The 16,608-nt window shown below is 56.9% G+C and carries 10 protein-coding genes and 2 tRNA genes; 7 read left to right on the forward strand and 5 right to left on the reverse strand.

Annotated elements, in window-relative coordinates; translation table 11 throughout:
- Positions 1-234: 234 nt before the first annotated feature.
- The gene (gene cfa, locus SOM48_RS14200) at positions 235-1,383 is read left to right on the forward strand and encodes a cyclopropane fatty acyl phospholipid synthase (RefSeq protein ID WP_320512191.1); all 1,149 of its coding nucleotides are present in this window, start codon (positions 235-237) and stop codon (positions 1,381-1,383) included.
- A gap of 71 nt (positions 1,384-1,454) precedes the next feature.
- Here cfa and SOM48_RS14205 read toward each other — a convergent pair whose 3' ends face one another.
- Positions 1,455-2,093: a riboflavin synthase gene (locus SOM48_RS14205; protein ID WP_023481404.1), complete on the reverse strand. Its 639-nt coding sequence runs from the start codon at positions 2,091-2,093 to the stop codon at positions 1,455-1,457.
- 268 nt (positions 2,094-2,361) lie between these two features.
- Between SOM48_RS14205 and mdtK the strand changes: the two genes are divergently transcribed.
- The 3 genes from mdtK to SOM48_RS14220 all read left to right on the forward strand — a co-directional run bounded on the left by mdtK (position 2,362) and on the right by SOM48_RS14220 (position 4,051).
- Positions 2,362-3,735, forward strand: a complete 1,374-nt coding sequence (mdtK, locus tag SOM48_RS14210; RefSeq protein ID WP_023481339.1) for an MdtK family multidrug efflux MATE transporter — start codon at positions 2,362-2,364, stop codon at positions 3,733-3,735.
- Positions 3,736-3,885: 150 nt separating this feature from the next.
- Positions 3,886-3,962: transfer RNA gene (locus SOM48_RS14215), tRNA-Val, on the forward strand.
- A 12-nt stretch (positions 3,963-3,974) separates the two neighbouring features.
- Positions 3,975-4,051, forward strand: a tRNA-Val gene (locus tag SOM48_RS14220).
- 163 nt (positions 4,052-4,214) lie between these two features.
- Here the strand turns inward: SOM48_RS14220 and SOM48_RS14225 are convergent.
- Positions 4,215-10,745 carry an AIDA repeat-containing protein gene (locus SOM48_RS14225; protein ID WP_320512192.1) on the reverse strand — a complete coding sequence of 2,177 codons (6,531 nt, stop codon included), beginning with the start codon at positions 10,743-10,745 and terminating at the stop codon, positions 4,215-4,217.
- Positions 10,746-10,776: 31 nt separating this feature from the next.
- On the reverse strand, positions 10,777-12,033 hold the full coding sequence (locus tag SOM48_RS14230) for an autotransporter strand-loop-strand O-heptosyltransferase (protein WP_128483058.1): 1,257 nt from the start codon (positions 12,031-12,033) through the stop codon (positions 10,777-10,779).
- A gap of 802 nt (positions 12,034-12,835) precedes the next feature.
- On the opposite strand from SOM48_RS14230, the gene ynhH reads away from it, so the two are divergent.
- From ynhH to SOM48_RS14240, 3 genes are all read left to right on the forward strand, one after another.
- Positions 12,836-13,030, forward strand: coding sequence for a protein YnhH (gene ynhH, locus SOM48_RS22765; protein ID WP_419979104.1), 195 nt, complete (start codon positions 12,836-12,838; stop codon positions 13,028-13,030).
- A gap of 15 nt (positions 13,031-13,045) precedes the next feature.
- The gene (gene pykF, locus SOM48_RS14235; protein WP_054802861.1) at positions 13,046-14,458 is read left to right on the forward strand and encodes a pyruvate kinase PykF; all 1,413 of its coding nucleotides are present in this window, start codon (positions 13,046-13,048) and stop codon (positions 14,456-14,458) included.
- A 312-nt stretch (positions 14,459-14,770) separates the two neighbouring features.
- A complete protein-coding gene (locus SOM48_RS14240) occupies positions 14,771-15,007 on the forward strand; it encodes a major outer membrane lipoprotein (protein WP_006118977.1) in 237 nt (78 codons plus the stop codon).
- A 67-nt stretch (positions 15,008-15,074) separates the two neighbouring features.
- Here SOM48_RS14240 and ldtE read toward each other — a convergent pair whose 3' ends face one another.
- Together ldtE and sufE are read right to left on the reverse strand one after the other, a co-directional pair.
- Complete coding sequence (gene ldtE, locus SOM48_RS14245; RefSeq protein WP_312477656.1) at positions 15,075-16,085, reverse strand: L,D-transpeptidase LdtE; 1,011 nt, start codon at positions 16,083-16,085, stop codon at positions 15,075-15,077.
- A 98-nt stretch (positions 16,086-16,183) separates the two neighbouring features.
- Complete coding sequence (gene sufE, locus SOM48_RS14250; RefSeq protein ID WP_320512193.1) at positions 16,184-16,600, reverse strand: cysteine desulfuration protein SufE; 417 nt, start codon at positions 16,598-16,600, stop codon at positions 16,184-16,186.
- Positions 16,601-16,608: the final 8 nt, after the last annotated feature.

A 16,608-nucleotide genomic window follows, 5' to 3' on the forward strand; every position in this document is an offset into this window, starting at 1 on the left:
GATATTGAGGCCTATACTGATTCTCGGCTATCTCATAAATACGATAAATATTATGCAGTAACGGGCACCGGAGCGTACTCGTTTCCCCAAGGAGGGCCTTTTCTGGCAAGGGTCTCTCCCTTCCTCTGTTCTACGTCTGATATCAGCCTTACGGTGCAAACCGTGAGATTTCTCACAAATTCTGCCAGCGTCTACGCTTGTAGAGTTCTGATCACTATTCGTGATGGAGAAGGTATGAGTTCATCGTGTATAGAAGAAGTGAGCGTGCGGGATGACAACTGGTTCCGCATAGCAAACGAACTGCTGGGTCGCGCAGGTATTCGTATCAACGGTCCCGCACCCGCAGATATTCAGGTGAAAAATCCTGATTTTTTCAAACGCGTTTTACAGGACGGATCGCTCGGACTCGGCGAAAGTTATATGGACGGCTGGTGGGAGTGCGAGCGGCTCGACATATTCTTCACCCAGGTACTGCGCGCGGGCCTCGAAAAACAGCTTCCGCACCATCTCAAAGATACCCTGCGCATTGCCGCGGCCCGGCTCTTCAACCTGCAAAGCAAAAAGCGGGCATGGATTGTCGGCAAAGAGCACTACGATCTCGGCAACGATCTCTTTACCCGCATGCTCGACCCCGCGATGCAGTACTCCTGTGGCTACTGGAAAGACGCGACCACCCTTGCCGAGGCGCAGCAGGCAAAATTGAGGCTTATCTGCGAAAAACTGCAGTTAACCCCCGGCATGCGCGTGCTGGATATCGGCTGCGGCTGGGGCGGGCTGGCGCAGTTTATGGCACAGCACTATGGCGTTCGCGTGGTCGGCGTCACCATCTCCGCAGAGCAGCAGAAGATGGCGCAACAGCGCTGCGCCGGGCTGGATGTGGAGATTCTGTTGCAGGATTATCGCGATCTGCGCGATCAGTTTGACCGCATCGTCTCCGTCGGCATGTTTGAACACGTCGGGCCGAAAAACTACGCCACCTACTTTGATGTGGTCGACAAAAACCTGAAGCCGGACGGCCTCTTTTTACTCCACACCATCGGCTCCAGACAGACCGATAACAATGTTGATCCGTGGATTAACCGCTATATCTTCCCGAACGGCTGCCTGCCCTCGGTGCGCCACATCGCTACCGCCAGTGAGCCGCACTTTGTGATGGAGGACTGGCACAACTTCGGCGCCGATTATGACCGCACGCTAATGGCCTGGTATGGGCGCTTTCTCGCCGCGTGGCCGGAGATCGCCGACAACTACTCCGAGCGCTTTAAACGCATGTTCAGTTACTATCTGAACGCCTGCGCCGGGGCCTTTCGCGCCCGCGATATTCAGCTCTGGCAGGTGGTGTTTAGCCGCGGCGTAGAGAAAGGTCTGCGCGTCGCGCGTTAGCGCTGCTGCGTTTAACCAACAAAAAAGCCGCAACGTTTACGCTGCGGCTTTTTGCTGTTTGTGGCGCCTGGTTACTCGACGACATTCACCACAACAGCGGCCTCTTTTGCCGCCAGTACGCGCTCGACGGTGTCGACAACGGCCTGGGTTTGCGGATCGATCTCAATATTGACGCGCTGGCCCAGCTTTTTGGCACTCAGCGTGGTGCGCTGCAGCGTTTCCGGGATCAGGTGCACGCAAAAACGCGTGGCGGTGACTTCGCCGACCGTCAGGCTGATACCGTCAATGCCGATAAATCCTTTATAAAGGATGTATTTCATCAGCGTCGGATCCTGCACTTTAAACCAGATCTGGCGGTTATTTTCCGAGGCGAGGATTTTGACGATTTCAGCGGTCGACATAATATGGCCCGACATTAAATGCCCGCCAATCTCATCGCTGAATTTCGCCGCGCGCTCAACGTTAACGATATCCCCGACTTCGAGTTCGCCAAGGTTGGTAATACGCAGCGTCTCTTTCATTAAATCGAAGCTGATATGGCTACCGTTAATCTCGGTGACGGTCAGACAGCAGCCGTTATGCGCAATGGACGCCCCGGTTTCAATTCCGTCCAGCATCGTTTCAGGCAGCTCAACAACGTGGGTGCGAAAATTCGGTTTTTCGTCAATCGACACCACTTTTGCCGTGCCCTGTACAATACCCGTAAACATAATCATCACTCCTGTTTCATTCTTACGGCATTACCGTGTGCTTCACGCACAATAACAGGTGAAAAATTCCCTTGCCAGCCTGAAGCCCGCTTTGCGGCGAAAGATAATTTTGATTTATGGATAACGTGGCAAAAAGAGGCGTTAACAGGTACTATTTGAGCAGATGTCGCACCTATCGCAGTGCGGCATTTTTTGTCGCACAAGGATATAACTCCTTTCTCTTAAGTATTTCCATTCTCTCTTATAACAACAATATATAGGTGTTCGCGTGCAGAAGTATGTAACAGAGGCGCGTCAATTACTGGCACTTGCCCTGCCGGTGATTTTTGCGCAGGTTGCCCAGACGGCGATGGGCTTCGTCGATACCGTGATGGCCGGGGGCTATAGCGCCACGGATATGGCTGCGGTCGCTATCGGTACCTCTATCTGGTTTCCCGCTATTCTATTTGGTCACGGCCTGCTGCTGGCAATGACGCCGGTGATTGCGCAACTGAATGGTTCCGGGCGTCGCGATCGCATCGCGCATCAGGTGAGCCAGGGGTTCTGGCTGGCGGGTGCCGTATCGGTGCTGATTATGATTGTGCTGTGGAACGCCGGTCATATTATTCGCGCCATGCATAACATCGACCCGCTGATGGCCGATAAAGCGGTCCACTTTTTACGCGCGCTGATGTGGGGCGCACCGGGTTACCTCTTCTTCCAGGTGTTGCGCAACCAGTGCGAAGGGCTGGCGCGAACCAAACCCGGCATGGTGATGGGCTTTATCGGCCTGCTGGTCAATATTCCGGTTAACTACGCCTTTATCTATGGCCGTTTCGGTATGCCGGAGCTGGGCGGCGTCGGCTGCGGCGTGGCGACCGCGTCGGTCTACTGGGTGATGTTCATCTTTATGCGCCTCTACGTGAAACACGCCGGTGCCATGCGCGACATCAAACACGAGGCCCGCTTCGCACGTCCCGATATGGCAGTGCTGAAACGGCTGACCCAGCTCGGCTTACCGATTGCTCTGGCACTCTTTTTCGAAGTGACCCTGTTTGCCGTCGTCGCGCTGCTGGTCTCGCCTCTCGGCATTGTCGATGTTGCCGGGCACCAGATTGCGCTTAACTTCAGCTCGCTGATGTTCGTGTTGCCGATGTCGCTGGCAGCGGCGGTCACTATTCGCGTTGGCTTCCGCCTCGGTCAGGGCTCGACGATTGATGCCAAAACCTCGGCGCGCACCGGGTTGATGGTCGGTGTCTGTATGGCGGCCATTACGGCGGTGTTTACGGTGCTGATGCGCGAGCAGATCGCCCTGCTCTATAACGACAACCCGGAAGTGGTGGCGCTGGCGTCGCATCTGATGATGCTGGCGGCTATCTATCAGATCTCTGATTCGATCCAGGTAATCGGTAGCGGCATCTTGCGTGGGTATAAAGATACGCGTTCAATCTTCTTTATTACCTTTATCGCCTACTGGGTGCTGGGGCTGCCGACCGGCTACATTCTGGCGCTGACGGATCTGGTGGTTGCCCCGATGGGGCCGGCAGGCTTCTGGATGGGCTTTATTATTGGGCTGACCTCGGCGGCGGTGATGATGATGCTGCGCATGCGCCATTTGCAGCGTCAACCTTCGAGCCGTATTTTGCAGCGCGCGGCACGCTAAACCGCTGTAGCCGCCTGCGGGCGGCTACTTTCAGCGCGTTTTGCTCAGTTGTTCCGCAATCGAGTGAATTCAGTAAGAAATCTGCCATTTTCCGCTTGCCACATCTGCGGGCTGCCGCTAATATTCGTCCCCGTTGTCAACCACAACATTGCGTTCATAGCTCAGTTGGTTAGAGCACCACCTTGACATGGTGGGGGTCGTTGGTTCGAGTCCAATTGAACGCACCATCCTTCTTCAGTGCGTCCGTAGCTCAGTTGGTTAGAGCACCACCTTGACATGGTGGGGGTCGGTGGTTCGAGTCCACTCGGACGCACCATTCGTTGTTACTCTCTGTTTTATCCCCTTTATTTCATCTCAGCTTCAGCATCATCCATACGCCTTCTGCGCGTTACCGGTCGTGATAAAACCTCCCCTACAGAAATAAGAGATAAAAAAAACCGCACCTTGCGGCGCGGCTTTTCATATTACTGCAAGGCTTATCAGAAGCCGACTTTCAGCGTGATTTGACCGCCGTAGCCGCCGGTACCCGCGTCATCGATGCTGCGGGTGTAGCCCGCGCGCACCCCGAGGGTCACGTTGTCGCGGATCTGGCCGTCAATGCCGACATCCAGCGCTGCTGCGGTGCCATCCTGATCCGGATTGAACGACGTTTCGCTGCCTGCCACACCCGGCGCGCTAACATTCAGCGTGCCCTTCGAGTCGAAGGTCTGGATAAAGGACGGACGGATAAACCAGCTTACCGGTACAGGTTTACCGCTCTCTTTCAGCGTCGCGTTGTTGCCCAGACGCAGACCGGCACGCACCTGCTGGCTGTGACCATCACCGAACTGGACGTCAGCCACATCATCACTGCCATCTTTCAGGTTCACGCCGCGATACTGGTACTGCACCTGCGGTTCCAGCACCAGGCCGCTGCCAATCTCAAACGGCAGACCGGTTTCGAAGGAGCCAACGTAGCCCCAGCCGTGGGTTTTCAGGCCGTCGCCGTCGCGCGGATTAGTGTCGAAGTTGTGGCGAGTACCCTGTGCCACTACGTCCATCCACCAGCCGCTCTCATGCACGCCATTAAGATAGAGACCGCCGCTGTAAGCATCATCGCGAACCGTACCGGCTTTCGACTTGTTGTTACGCTGCACGTCGATAGCGGAGAGACCTGCCGCACCGTAGATCCCCGCGGTCCACTCCATGCCAGAGCCGGAACCCTGCCACAAATCACTACCGATCTGCAGGAAGGTGTAGCCGCCTTTGCTTTCCGGCGTGTTGCCATTGCTCAGGTCACTGCCGCCGTGATCGTGGCTCAGCTGACCGGCCTGGAAACGGGCCCACATATTGCTGCCGCCTTCGGTCGGGGTACGCGCCGCATAGCGACGGGCATCCAGCGAGCCGAGCAGCGCACTGTCATAGTCCATCGCCTGGGCGTAGACGGAGCTGTAGAGGTACATCGCTGAACGGTAGTTCTGCGGGCCGTCTGCGTTACCGCCTGCCTCAGCGGTGGTCAGATACCAGCTCTCGTCGGCGCTGCCCTGTTGCAGGGTGTAGTTATACGCACCCGCCTGCAGGCTGCCGTCAAGACGGAAAGCATCATCGGTGGTGGTCGCGCCGTTAATGGCGTTCACCACCTGAATGCCGTTACCGCTGGTACGTGCCCCGAGGCCGCCCTGGCTGCGAATGGCGATATTGGTGTTACCGGTGGCAGTACCGCCATCCAGTACCAGGCTGTCACTCACTGCGGTATTACCATCAAACAGGGTGTTAAGGGTGATGGTGCCGCCATTGCCCGCCAGGTTAGTGACGGTCAGGGTTTTCGGTACAAACGCCCCGGTCGGTGCCTGGTAATCAATGGTGCCGCCCAGCGTCAGGTTGTCGAGCAGGGAGCTGTCGGTCATCAGCCAGTTTGAACCCGCATCGACGGTCAGGTCGGTCGGGTCAATCATCCCGGTCAGCGTGGAGCCGTTGCTCAACTGCAAAGAGGTCCCGGCCTGGGCGATGATGTCGGTCACCGCATCCAGCCCGCTGAACACGAGGGTACCGCTCTGCAGGTAGGTGCCGCCCGCCTGGTTAAGCGCACCACTCAGGGTCAGGGTGTTGTTACCCTCTTTATAGAGCGTACCGTTGCCGTTGATCGCCGCGTTAACGGTGCTGGCGCTGTCCTCAGTGGTGATGCGCAGTTCGCCGTCGTTGTTCACATTACCGGCCAGCGTACCACCATCATTGATTTTGGTGACCCCGGTCAGCATGCCACCCTCGGCAACGTTCAGTGTACCGTTCTCGCCAACAACGGTGTTGTTGGCGCTGCCGTCTGCGGCAACCGCCAGCAGACCGCCGCTTTCCAGCAGCAGGCTATCGGCGATCTTATTGGCAATGGAGAAGCTGCCGTTGGCGTTAGTGCCGTTAAGCGTGGTGTCGGTGCCCGCCATCAGCGCTGCGCCGCTGTTGAGATTGATATTGGTGACCGTTGCGCCATCTTCCAGCGCCAGCATGCCGCCACGCTCAATCGCTGTCAGATCCGCCACGCCCCCGGCACGAACGAACTGGGCACCGCCTTTGCTGACGGTGGTGGCGATAGCCTTGCCGCCAAAGGTGACGCTCTGGGCGCCGTTTTCGCTGACGGTAGAGGAGGCAACGGTGCCGCCCTGGTTAACCACCTGATCGCCAACTACCTTGTTGTCGATGACGATTGCGCCGTCATTAACGTTCTGGATCCCGCCCTCGCGGATGATGGTGGAGATCACCGTCCCGCCGCTATTGACGTTCTGCGTACCGCCACCGTTGATGGTGGTGTTGCTGGCGGTGCCGCCGGTCAGCACGTTCTGGATCCCGCCGACGTTGATAACAGCAAAATCGGATGAACCACCGCTGTAGATATTCTGCGTGCCGCGCTCGTAGAGCGTGGTGCGTGTTGCCGTACCGCCGCGATAGACGTTCTGCACGCTGTTCGAGGAGAGATCGGTATCCACCGCGCTCCCGCGCACGTTCTGCTGGCTGTCGTTGCCCAACGAGGTGTTGACCGCCGTGCCCCCGGCGGCGATATTCTGCACCGCAAAGTTATCCATCAGGTTGTTTTCCGCACGGCCACCGTTGTAAATATTCTGGATGCCGTGACGGTTGCGGGTATCTGTGACCACTGCGCCGTCGTAAATCCCCTGTACTGCATTGTCGTTCAGCACGGTAGAGATAGCTGAGCCGCCGCTGTAGATACGCTGTTCTGCACGGGTGATTTCCGAACCGGTGGTGGTGCCGAACACCTCCTGGATACCGCCATCAGTGACGATAGAGACTTCGGCGTTGGCATGTTTGTTGACCACCTGACGCCCGCCGTTTTTCACAATGCTGACAATCGACGTGCCGTCAACGACCTGCAGGCCGCCATCAACAAAGGTGAAGTCGGTAACGCCGCCAGCGGCAACGTTTTGTCTGCCACCCTCAGAGATAGTACCGCCGTAGGTATAACCGCCATCGTTAACGTTCTGCACGCCGCCCTTCTCGATACGCGCTTCGAAGGCCTGGCCGCCGCTACCGATATTCTGCGTTCCGCCCAGCACGCGCGCGGCGAAGGATTTCGCGCCGTTATTAACGTGCTGCTCACCGCCGTTGAGTACGGTGGAGATCGCCACCGCCGCATTGCTGAGGATCTGCTTGCCGCCCGCGTTAATCACGCTCTGGCGCGACCAGCCGTAGGGGTCAACGATCTGCTGGCCGCCGTTATTGATCACCGCCTCGAACGACTGACCGTCTACGCGCTGGACGCCACCGCTGTTCACCAGCGTGCCGCGTGCCTGGCCGCCTTTCGTAATCAGCTGTACGCCGCCGTCGCTGATGCTGGTGCCGGAAGCCGTACCCTGAACCAGCTGCGTACCGCCGCCAAACACTGTGCCATCGGAGGCTGCGCCACCGGCTGAGACATGCTGGACCCCGCCATTTTTCACGATTGAACCGGCAGCAAGGCCGCCGTTGTTGACAAGCTGCTGACCGCCGTCGTTAACGACCGAGGAGATAGCGGTGCCATCTACGCTCTGCACGCCGCCGCTGTTGATATGAGTATCGGTGGTTTTACCGCTCGCCTGCACGATCTGCTGACCGCCATCACTCAGGCTGGTGCCGGACGCCGTGCCCGCAACTACCTGCTTGCCGCCGCCAAATACCGTGCCGTCGGAGGCCGCGCCACCAACATTGATGTGCTGCAGGCCGCCGCTGTGCACCGTAGTGCCTGCCGCCAGGCCGCCCCGGTTCACCAGCTGCGTACCGCCGTTGCGCACGACTGATGAGGTGGCATTGCCGTCGACGCTCTGCACGCCGCCGGTGTTGATTTGGGTATTGGTGGTTTTACCGCTCGCCTGCACGATCTGCTGGCCGCCATCGCTGACGCTGGTGCCGGAAGCCGTACCCGCCACCAGCTGTTTGCCGCCGCCGAAGATCGTGCCGTCAGAGGCCGCGCCGCCGACATTAATGTGTTGCAGGCCACCGCTGTTAACGATGGAGCCTGCGGCAAGCCCGCCGCTGTTAACCAGCTGCACGCCGCCGTTATTGACCACGGCTGAGGTCGCCGAACCGTCAACGCGCTGCAAACCGCCACTATTGATAAGCGATCCCGTTGCGATGCCGCCCACCTGCACGTGCTGAATGCCGCCGTCGCCGATAACCGTATCACCGGCCAGCCCGGCAACTTGCTGCGTTCCGCCCAGCAGGGTGGTTTTTGAAGCCGCACCGTTGGCACGCACAATCTGCACGCCATCTTTATCAACGCGGGTATCGTTCGCGTGACCGCCGCTGCGGATCAGCTGTTTACCGCCGCTGTAGACGGTGGTGCCGTTTGCCGTGCCGTCAACATCCTGGAAACCGCCGTCATAGATTTTGCTGTCGGTGGTTTTGCCGGTAGCGTGAACCTGCTGCACACCGCCTGCGTCCACGCGGGTATTGGATGCCGTACCTTCAACAACCTGGGTACCGCCAAACAGCAGCGCATCCGACGCGGCACCGCCTTCATTGATATGTTGCAGACCGCCAGCATTCACCTGCGATCCGCTGGCCAGCGCACCGGAGTGGATCAGCTGTACCCCGCCGTCGTTGACCACGGCAGCAATCGCCGCACCGTCTACCGCCTGGGTGCCGCCGCTGTTGATAATGGTATCGGTAGCTTTACCGGTGGCCTGCACCAGCTGATGACCGCCGTTGTTGATGCTGGTACCGGACGCCGTGCCGGCAACAACCTGCTTACCGCCGCCAAACACCGTGGTGTCGGACGCCGCTCCGCCTTCATTAATATGCTGCAGACCGCCGCTGTTAACGGTTGCGCTCTTCGCCAGACCACCGTTATTGACCAGCTGGGTGCCGCCGTCATAGATCACCGATGAGGTAGCAGTGCCGTCCACGCGTTGCAGGCCGCCTTCATTGATAAGCGATCCCGTCGCGCTGCCGCCCACCTGCACGTGTTGTACGCCCCCCGCACCGATAATGGTGTCTGCCGCTACGCCTGCTAACTGCTGAATACCACCCAACAGCGTGGTAGCGGTGGTTGAACCGCCCGTGAGCACGCTCTGGATCCCACCGGCGTTGATCACCGCGCTGGTCGCGTTACCGCCGCTGCGCACTTTCTGCAGACCGCCGTCGTTCACCTCTGCAGAGAGCGAAACGCCGTCGACATCCTGTTCACCGCCCGCGTTAACCACTGCGTCTTTGCTCATGCCGCTTGCGTGGATCTGCTGCAAACCGCGGTTATTGATGACGGTGCCGGAGGTCATACCCTCCACCAGCTGGGTACCGCCGAGCAGCGTGGCGTCGGATGCCGCACCGCCTACGCTGACATGCTGCAGACCGCCGGTGTTCACCACGCCGCCGGTCGCCAGACCGCCGCGGTTAACCAGCTGCGTACCGCCCGCATTGACCACGGAGTCGATCGCCTGGCCGTCAACGGTCTGCGTGCCGCGATTGTTGATGATGGTCCCGGTAGATTTACCGGTTGCCTGGACTAACTGCGCACCGCCGTCGCTGACGCTGGTGCCGGATGCGGTTCCCGAGAGAACCTGGGTGCCGCCGCCAAACACGACGCCGTCGGAGGCTGCGCCACCCTGTTTGATATGCTGGATGCCGCCGCTGTTGACGGTGGTGCCCGCCGCCAGCCCGCCGCTATGCACCAGTTGGGTACCGCCGCCGTTAACCACCGCAGAGATCGCGGTGCCGTCGACGGTCTGAGTACCACGATTATTGACGATGGTGCCGATGGCTTTACCGGTTTGCTGAACCAGCTGCGCGCCGCCGTCGTTGAGGTGGGCGCCGGATACCGTACCGGCAACAATTTGATTGCCGCCGCCAAAGATAGCGGTATCGGCGGCGGAACCCCCGACGTTAACATGCTGGATACCGCCGCTGTTGACCGTCGCATCCTGGGAGAAACCGCCGTTGTTGATAAGCTGCGTGCCGCCCGCGTTAACCACACCTTCGACTGATTTGCCGCTGACGGCCTGTACGCCGCCGTTGTTAATTACCGTCTGGCTTGCCAGACCGCTTTGCAGCACGGTTTGCACGCCGCCTGCGCCGACCACGGTACCGCTCGCCTTACCGGAGACCGCCTGCGTGCCGCCGCTGTTAAGCTGCGAGCCCGTTGCCGTGCCGTCCACTTCAACAATCTGTACGCCGTTAGTGACCACGGTACCGCTGGTCTGGCCATTCTGGCGCACAATCTGCGAGCCGCCATCCTGAACGCGGGTATCAACGGTCTGACCGCCCGCCACGATCTGGGTACCGCGACTGCCGATAGTATGGTTAGTGGTTAACCCACCGGAGCGCACATTCTGCACGCCCTCCTGCACCACCTCATCCCGCACCGAATCGGTGACATCCGGGGTGAATGCCATTGCCCCGCTGCTGGCGAACAGACCGCCCACCGCCGCTGAGATTAATACCGCGCCGCCTGCGCGCTTGCCTTTTGCCCGTGTCAGTTCTGAAACCACCACGAACGCCCGCTGAACGTCATTCCACACCAGCCGGTAACTGCAGTTAAGACTTTTCTTCATTTCAATGTCCTCGAAACCCGTCTCTCATCCGCTATGCGGCGTGTTGATCGGGGTCTGCCAATGCTGTTGTTTTGATGCCAAAGGGATTGCTTCGCAGGGCAATCAGCCGGCGTAAATGGCCGATGACCTGCTTGCCAGTGATAAATCGTGTGCATTCGTACTGCCTGTCCGTGCCTTTGTGGCGCGGACACCAGAAATAGTCCTGATGATCAAAATTGAGCCGCACGTCATCCCAGCAGCCGTTGCAGACATGGGTGTTGATGACGCGCCAGGGGGTATAAAACTCGCTGTTTGGCAGGCTGAAACCGCTGATCAGCACCACCGGGATATGGCAGCCCCAGGCAAGCCAGGAGAGGCCGCTGCCGAGGCCGATAAAAAAGTCGGCGTGCTCCAGCAGCGCCACGCGTTCAGCCAGCGGCAGATTGCCAGTGAAGTCTTCCGCGCCGTGGGGGATTTTGTTCCAGACATAACCGCGGCCGACCACACGCTCTTTGTCGATGCAAAGTACGCGGTAGCCCTGCGCTTGTAGATAGTCGATGACCTCATGCCAGCCGGTGCCGTTGTTCCAGAATTTGGCCTGGCTGGTGGACTGGGTGGCAATGCAAACATAGGGTTCGGCGATGCGGCGCGGGGTGTGCTGGCGCAGATCCGGGATAATTTCGCTCGGGTCGACGCCGAGAATATGCCCGGCGGTGCGGTGCAGGCCGACAGAGCGAAAATCAAAGGGTTGCTTGTCGAGATCGCCATTAAAAAAGAGCCCGACGCGCCAGCTGGCATAGGGCGGCGCGCTCACGCCAGGCCCGGCCTGCCAGCTTTCCGGGGTGAAAAAATTGAGCTGCGGATAGACCGGCGAGAAGAGATCGACAATCGGCTGCGCCAGCGTGCAGTCAACGTGGCACTGGTAGGTTTGCCGAAAGCGTTCGGCGTACGGCACCCAGCCGACCAGGTCGCCGAGCGTGCCGCTGGGAAAAGAGATCAGCACCCTTTTGCCACGCATATCCAGCGCATGATCCAGCACGGGCTCCGACTGCACCCCGTCCCAGACCCGCAGACGAAACGGCACATAATATTTTTTGGTGCTGATGACCCACCCCTGCCCGACATCGTCAGCAAAGAGGATATTTCCCGTTTCGTCATCGCTTATTTCTACCCGCCAGTTGCCGGCTGGCAACAATAAACGGGCGCCGTCATTAAAATCATACAGGATACCCATCGGCCCCTGTTGGGTCGGAATTTCCGGCGGTGAAATAAAAGCATATCCATGACCAACAACTGTGGAAGTCGTCATCGCCTAACCTTCATCAAGAGTCAACGCATTAAATAGGGCTGGCGGTAAAATAATTAGCAGGCACCAGCCGACCTCCAGGTGTAATTCTCCGGAACAAAATTTTTTATAAATTTTTGCCTCTCATTAAGAGTCGCTTAAGAGTAGTTACGCCGTGCTTTATTGCAAATTATCTCAAAAAGTTAAGATTCATATATATCAACAACTTAGATTTTTGGCACTTTCGCGCTGCGTTAGAAGAAAGTAACTAAAACAAAAAGTTAGCCACGCTTAAATGCAAGCGTTTTAGGATTTTCCTTAATCTAAATTTGGTGCAAAAACGTGATAGTGATTCGGAAATATAAAATATATTTCTGCAATTATGCTGACGAAGTGAACGATATATCCGCCTCGCTTAATGGTCGATGCGATTAAAAAATTAGCTATCCTGGTAATTAATTAGAGTGCAAGCAGTTTGCTTTGCATTTATTTATTCCCCTGTGCTCAGACGTGAGTCAATTGAGATATATGGAACTTTCTTATTGCTAATTTTTTTAAGCAAAAGAGTGGTTCGAAAAATAAGCACTTGCGCAGCTGTACAATAATGTTGCCGCAAGATGCGGTCATTCTGATGCAACTGGTGGCGTCGGGTTGTACAGCAGAAGAAGTGCACACGGTGGTGCAACGGTTGCGCAATTATGTGATAACGGTTGCATAACGAAACGATGCTGGTCATCAATTCGCATTTTGAAACAGCGTTTTTAATTCCTTTCTGTCACTGTGGACGCTATAATGCCGCAATCCTAATTTGAATGGATTCAGCTGATTGAACTGTAAAGCAGATAACTCACATCAATGTTTTCCCAGACTGGCTGAACCTCAGGCACACATTCCTCTGCACGCTTTTTTGATGTCACCTATCCTTAGTCAGTGGCATCGCTCTTTTCGCAACACAGGTTTGACTCCGGCGCCGTGCGCATACCGGAGCGTGAATTCCCATTCCTTCTCAACCCAAACTTAAAGACCAGAAACTGTCATGAAAAAGACCAAAATTGTATGCACCATCGGGCCGAAAACCGAATCCGAAGAGATGTTGACCAAAATGCTGGACGCGGGCATGAACGTCATGCGTCTGAACTTCTCTCACGGTGACTATGCTGAGCACGGCCAGCGCATCCAGAACCTGCGCAACGTGATGAGCAAAACCGGTAAGAAAGCGGCCATCCTGCTGGACACCAAAGGTCCGGAAATCCGCACCATCAAACTGGAAGGCGGTAACGACGTTTCGCTGAAAGCGGGTCAGACTTTCACCTTCACCACCGACAAATCCGTTGTCGGCAATAGCGACACCGTTGCCGTGACCTATGAAGGCTTCACCAACGACCTGAGCGTCGGCGATACCGTGCTGGTCGACGATGGTCTGATCGGTATGGAAGTGACCGCCATCGAAGGGAATAAAGTTGTTTGTAAAGTGCTGAACAACGGCGATCTCGGCGAAAACAAAGGCGTCAACCTGCCGGGCGTCTCCATCGCCCTGCCGGCGCTGGCGGAAAAAGATAAGCAGGATCTGATCTTCGGCTGCGAGCAAGGCGTCGATTTCGTTGCTGCTTCCTTTATCCGTAAGCGTTCTGACGTGGTTGAAATCCGTGAGCACCTGAAAGCGCACGGCGGCGAAAACATCCAGATCATCTCCAAAATTGAAAACCAGGAAGGCCTGAACAACTTTGACGAGATCCTGGAAGCGTCGGACGGCATCATGGTTGCCCGTGGCGACCTGGGCGTTGAGATCCCGGTTGAAGAGGTGATCTTCGCGCAGAAGATGATGATCGAAAAATGTATTCGCGCACGTAAAGTGGTGATCACCGCTACCCAGATGCTCGACTCCATGATCAAAAACCCGCGTCCGACCCGCGCTGAAGCTGGCGACGTGGCGAACGCCATCCTCGACGGCACCGATGCCGTAATGCTCTCTGGCGAATCCGCAAAAGGGAAATACCCGCTGGAGTCCGTCTCTATCATGGCGACCATCTGCGAGCGTACTGACCGCGTGATGACCAGCCGTCTGGACTACAACAACGACAGCCGCAAACTGCGTATCACCGAAGCTGTCTGCCGTGGCGCAGTGGAAACCGCTGAGAAGCTGGAAGCACCGCTGATCGTCGTGGCAACTCAGGGCGGTAAATCTGCGCGCGCCGTGCGTAAATACTTCCCGGATGCGACTATCCTGGCGCTGACCACCAATGAAGTGACTGCGCGTCAGCTGGTGCTGAGCAAAGGCGTTGTTGCCCAACTGGTGAAAGAGATCTCCTCTACGGATGATTTCTACCGTCTGGGTAAAGAAGTGGCGCTGGAAAGCGGTCTGGCAAGCAAAGGCGACGTGGTAGTGATGGTCTCCGGCGCGCTGGTTCCGAGCGGCACCACCAACACTGCGTCTGTCCACGTACTGTAATAATTACCGGACTTTTTTGCAGATTAAAAAAGCGCCCTTGCGGCGCTTTTTTTTAAATATTTTTGCTTGCGGATGGAATTAAAAGTTTCAATCGGATTTTGCTATTTAAATCGCCCTTTATCTAAGATGAATCCGATGAGAATCCGCTGTTTTAATAGGCGTTTTTAGCAAGTTAAATCAAAGTCGGTGCTTCTTTGAGCGAACGATCAAATTTAAGTGCATTCTCATCAAAAAAATATTCTCAACATAAAAAACTTTGTGTAATACTTGTAACGCTACATGGAGATTAACTCAATCTAGAGGGTATTAATAATGAATCGTACTAAACTGGTACTGGGCGCGGTAATCCTGGGTTCTACTCTGCTGGCTGGTTGCTCCAGCAACGCTAAAATCGATCAGCTGTCTTCTGACGTTCAGACTCTGAACGCTAAAGTTGACCAGCTGAGCAACGACGTGAACGCAGTGCGTTCTGACGTTCAGGCTGCTAAAGACGACGCAGCTCGCGCTAACCAGCGTCTGGACAACCAGGCTCACTCTTACCGTAAGTAAGAGTACCTGTAATGAAAATGGCGCACATTGTGCGCCATTTTTTTTGCCTTCCTTCTATCCCTCTAACCTACTGCATCACCACTTCGCTCTGCCCTTCAACGCTGGCTGTCGGCTTAATGCTGTTCTTTACCGACAATACCGCGGTTGGCGCAGAGGCGGCTTTCCCGCCCGCAATCACCACCGGGTAACCGGCACGGCGCGAGAGCGCTTTCTCAATCATCGAATGGTCACCGCCAGACTGCTCAATCAACGCGCCAAGCGCCGGTGAGAAGACGATAGGCTGCGTCTGCGTGTCCTGTTCAACGGTCTGCGCCAGTGGGCGATGCACTTCAATGTAGTGCTTACCATCAGGCTCGACGGCATACTTCACCGGTTCATTGATGATGGCTACCCGCGTACCCGCAGCGACCTGCGCAAACAGCGCTTCAATATCGGGCGCGTTCATGCGGATACAGCCGGAGCTAACGCGTAAGCCGACGCTGTCCTGTGCATTGGTGCCGTGAATCAGGTATTCGCCATTACCAATCCCCAGACGCATGGCAAAGCGTCCCAGCGGGTTATTTGGCCCGGCGGGCACCACTTTCGGTAGCTCCACGCCACGCTCCAGCGAGCGCGCACGGATGCCCGCGGTCGGCGTCCAGGTCGGGTTAGGGATCTTCTGACTGATGCGGGTTACCGATACCGGCGTCTCCAGCCCCTGCTGGCCAATGCCAATCGGGTAGACCTGCACGCTGTTTTTACCCGGCGGGTAGAAGTAGAGCCGCAGCTCCGCGAGGTTGACGACAATCCCCTCTCGCGGCGTATCCGGCAACAGCATCTGCGTTGGGATCGTCACCGTCGTACCCGGCGCAGGCACCGGCGCGATAGTGTTATTCGCCTCAAGGATCAGCATTGCCGCCGTATCAAAATGGCGGGCGATGGCCTGCAGGTTTTTATCGCTGGCTTGTACGGTGTAGGTCTGGTTCTGGCCAATCAGGCGACCGCCATTCGCAGGCAGGCTGTATTCCGCCGCATGGGCCAGGTGAAGTGTGCTTAATGCACCAAAAAGAGAAAGAAAAAGTAAAGACGCGCGTTTCATGCTGTGTTTCCTGTAATCACTGACAGGCTGTCAGAAAGCTGAAGAATCAGCGAGGCGGCAAACGCCCCGCGTAAACAGGATAGAAGGGTCTTTTGAGTTTAGCTAAGATTGGCAGCTTTGGTACGGATGGCGCGGATCATTGCTTCCAGCCCCTGCGAGCGGGAGGGGGTTAAGTGCTGCGTCAGGGCGAGTTTTTCAAACCACGGGCGTACATCGAATGCGACGATGTCCTGCGGGGTCATCTGCTGATAGAGGGCGAAGACAATGGCGATAAGCCCTTTGACGATGGCGGCATCGCTGTCGCCGGTCAGTTCAATCACGCCCCCATCATTGCGCTGCATCACAATCCACACCTGGCTCTGACAGCCCTGGATAAGATTGTCTGCGTTATGCGCTTCAGCACTCAGCGCCGGTAAGCGCTGGCCCAGTTCAATAATGTAGAGGTACTTCTCTTCCCAGTTGGCGCAACGGTTAAAGTTGCGCACCAGCTTCTCTTTATCGGGTAGTGCGGCCATGTGTGCTC

The sequence above is a fragment of the Kosakonia sp. CFBP8986 genome, assembly GCF_034044935.1.
Lineage (GTDB): Bacteria > Pseudomonadota > Gammaproteobacteria > Enterobacterales > Enterobacteriaceae > Kosakonia > Kosakonia cowanii.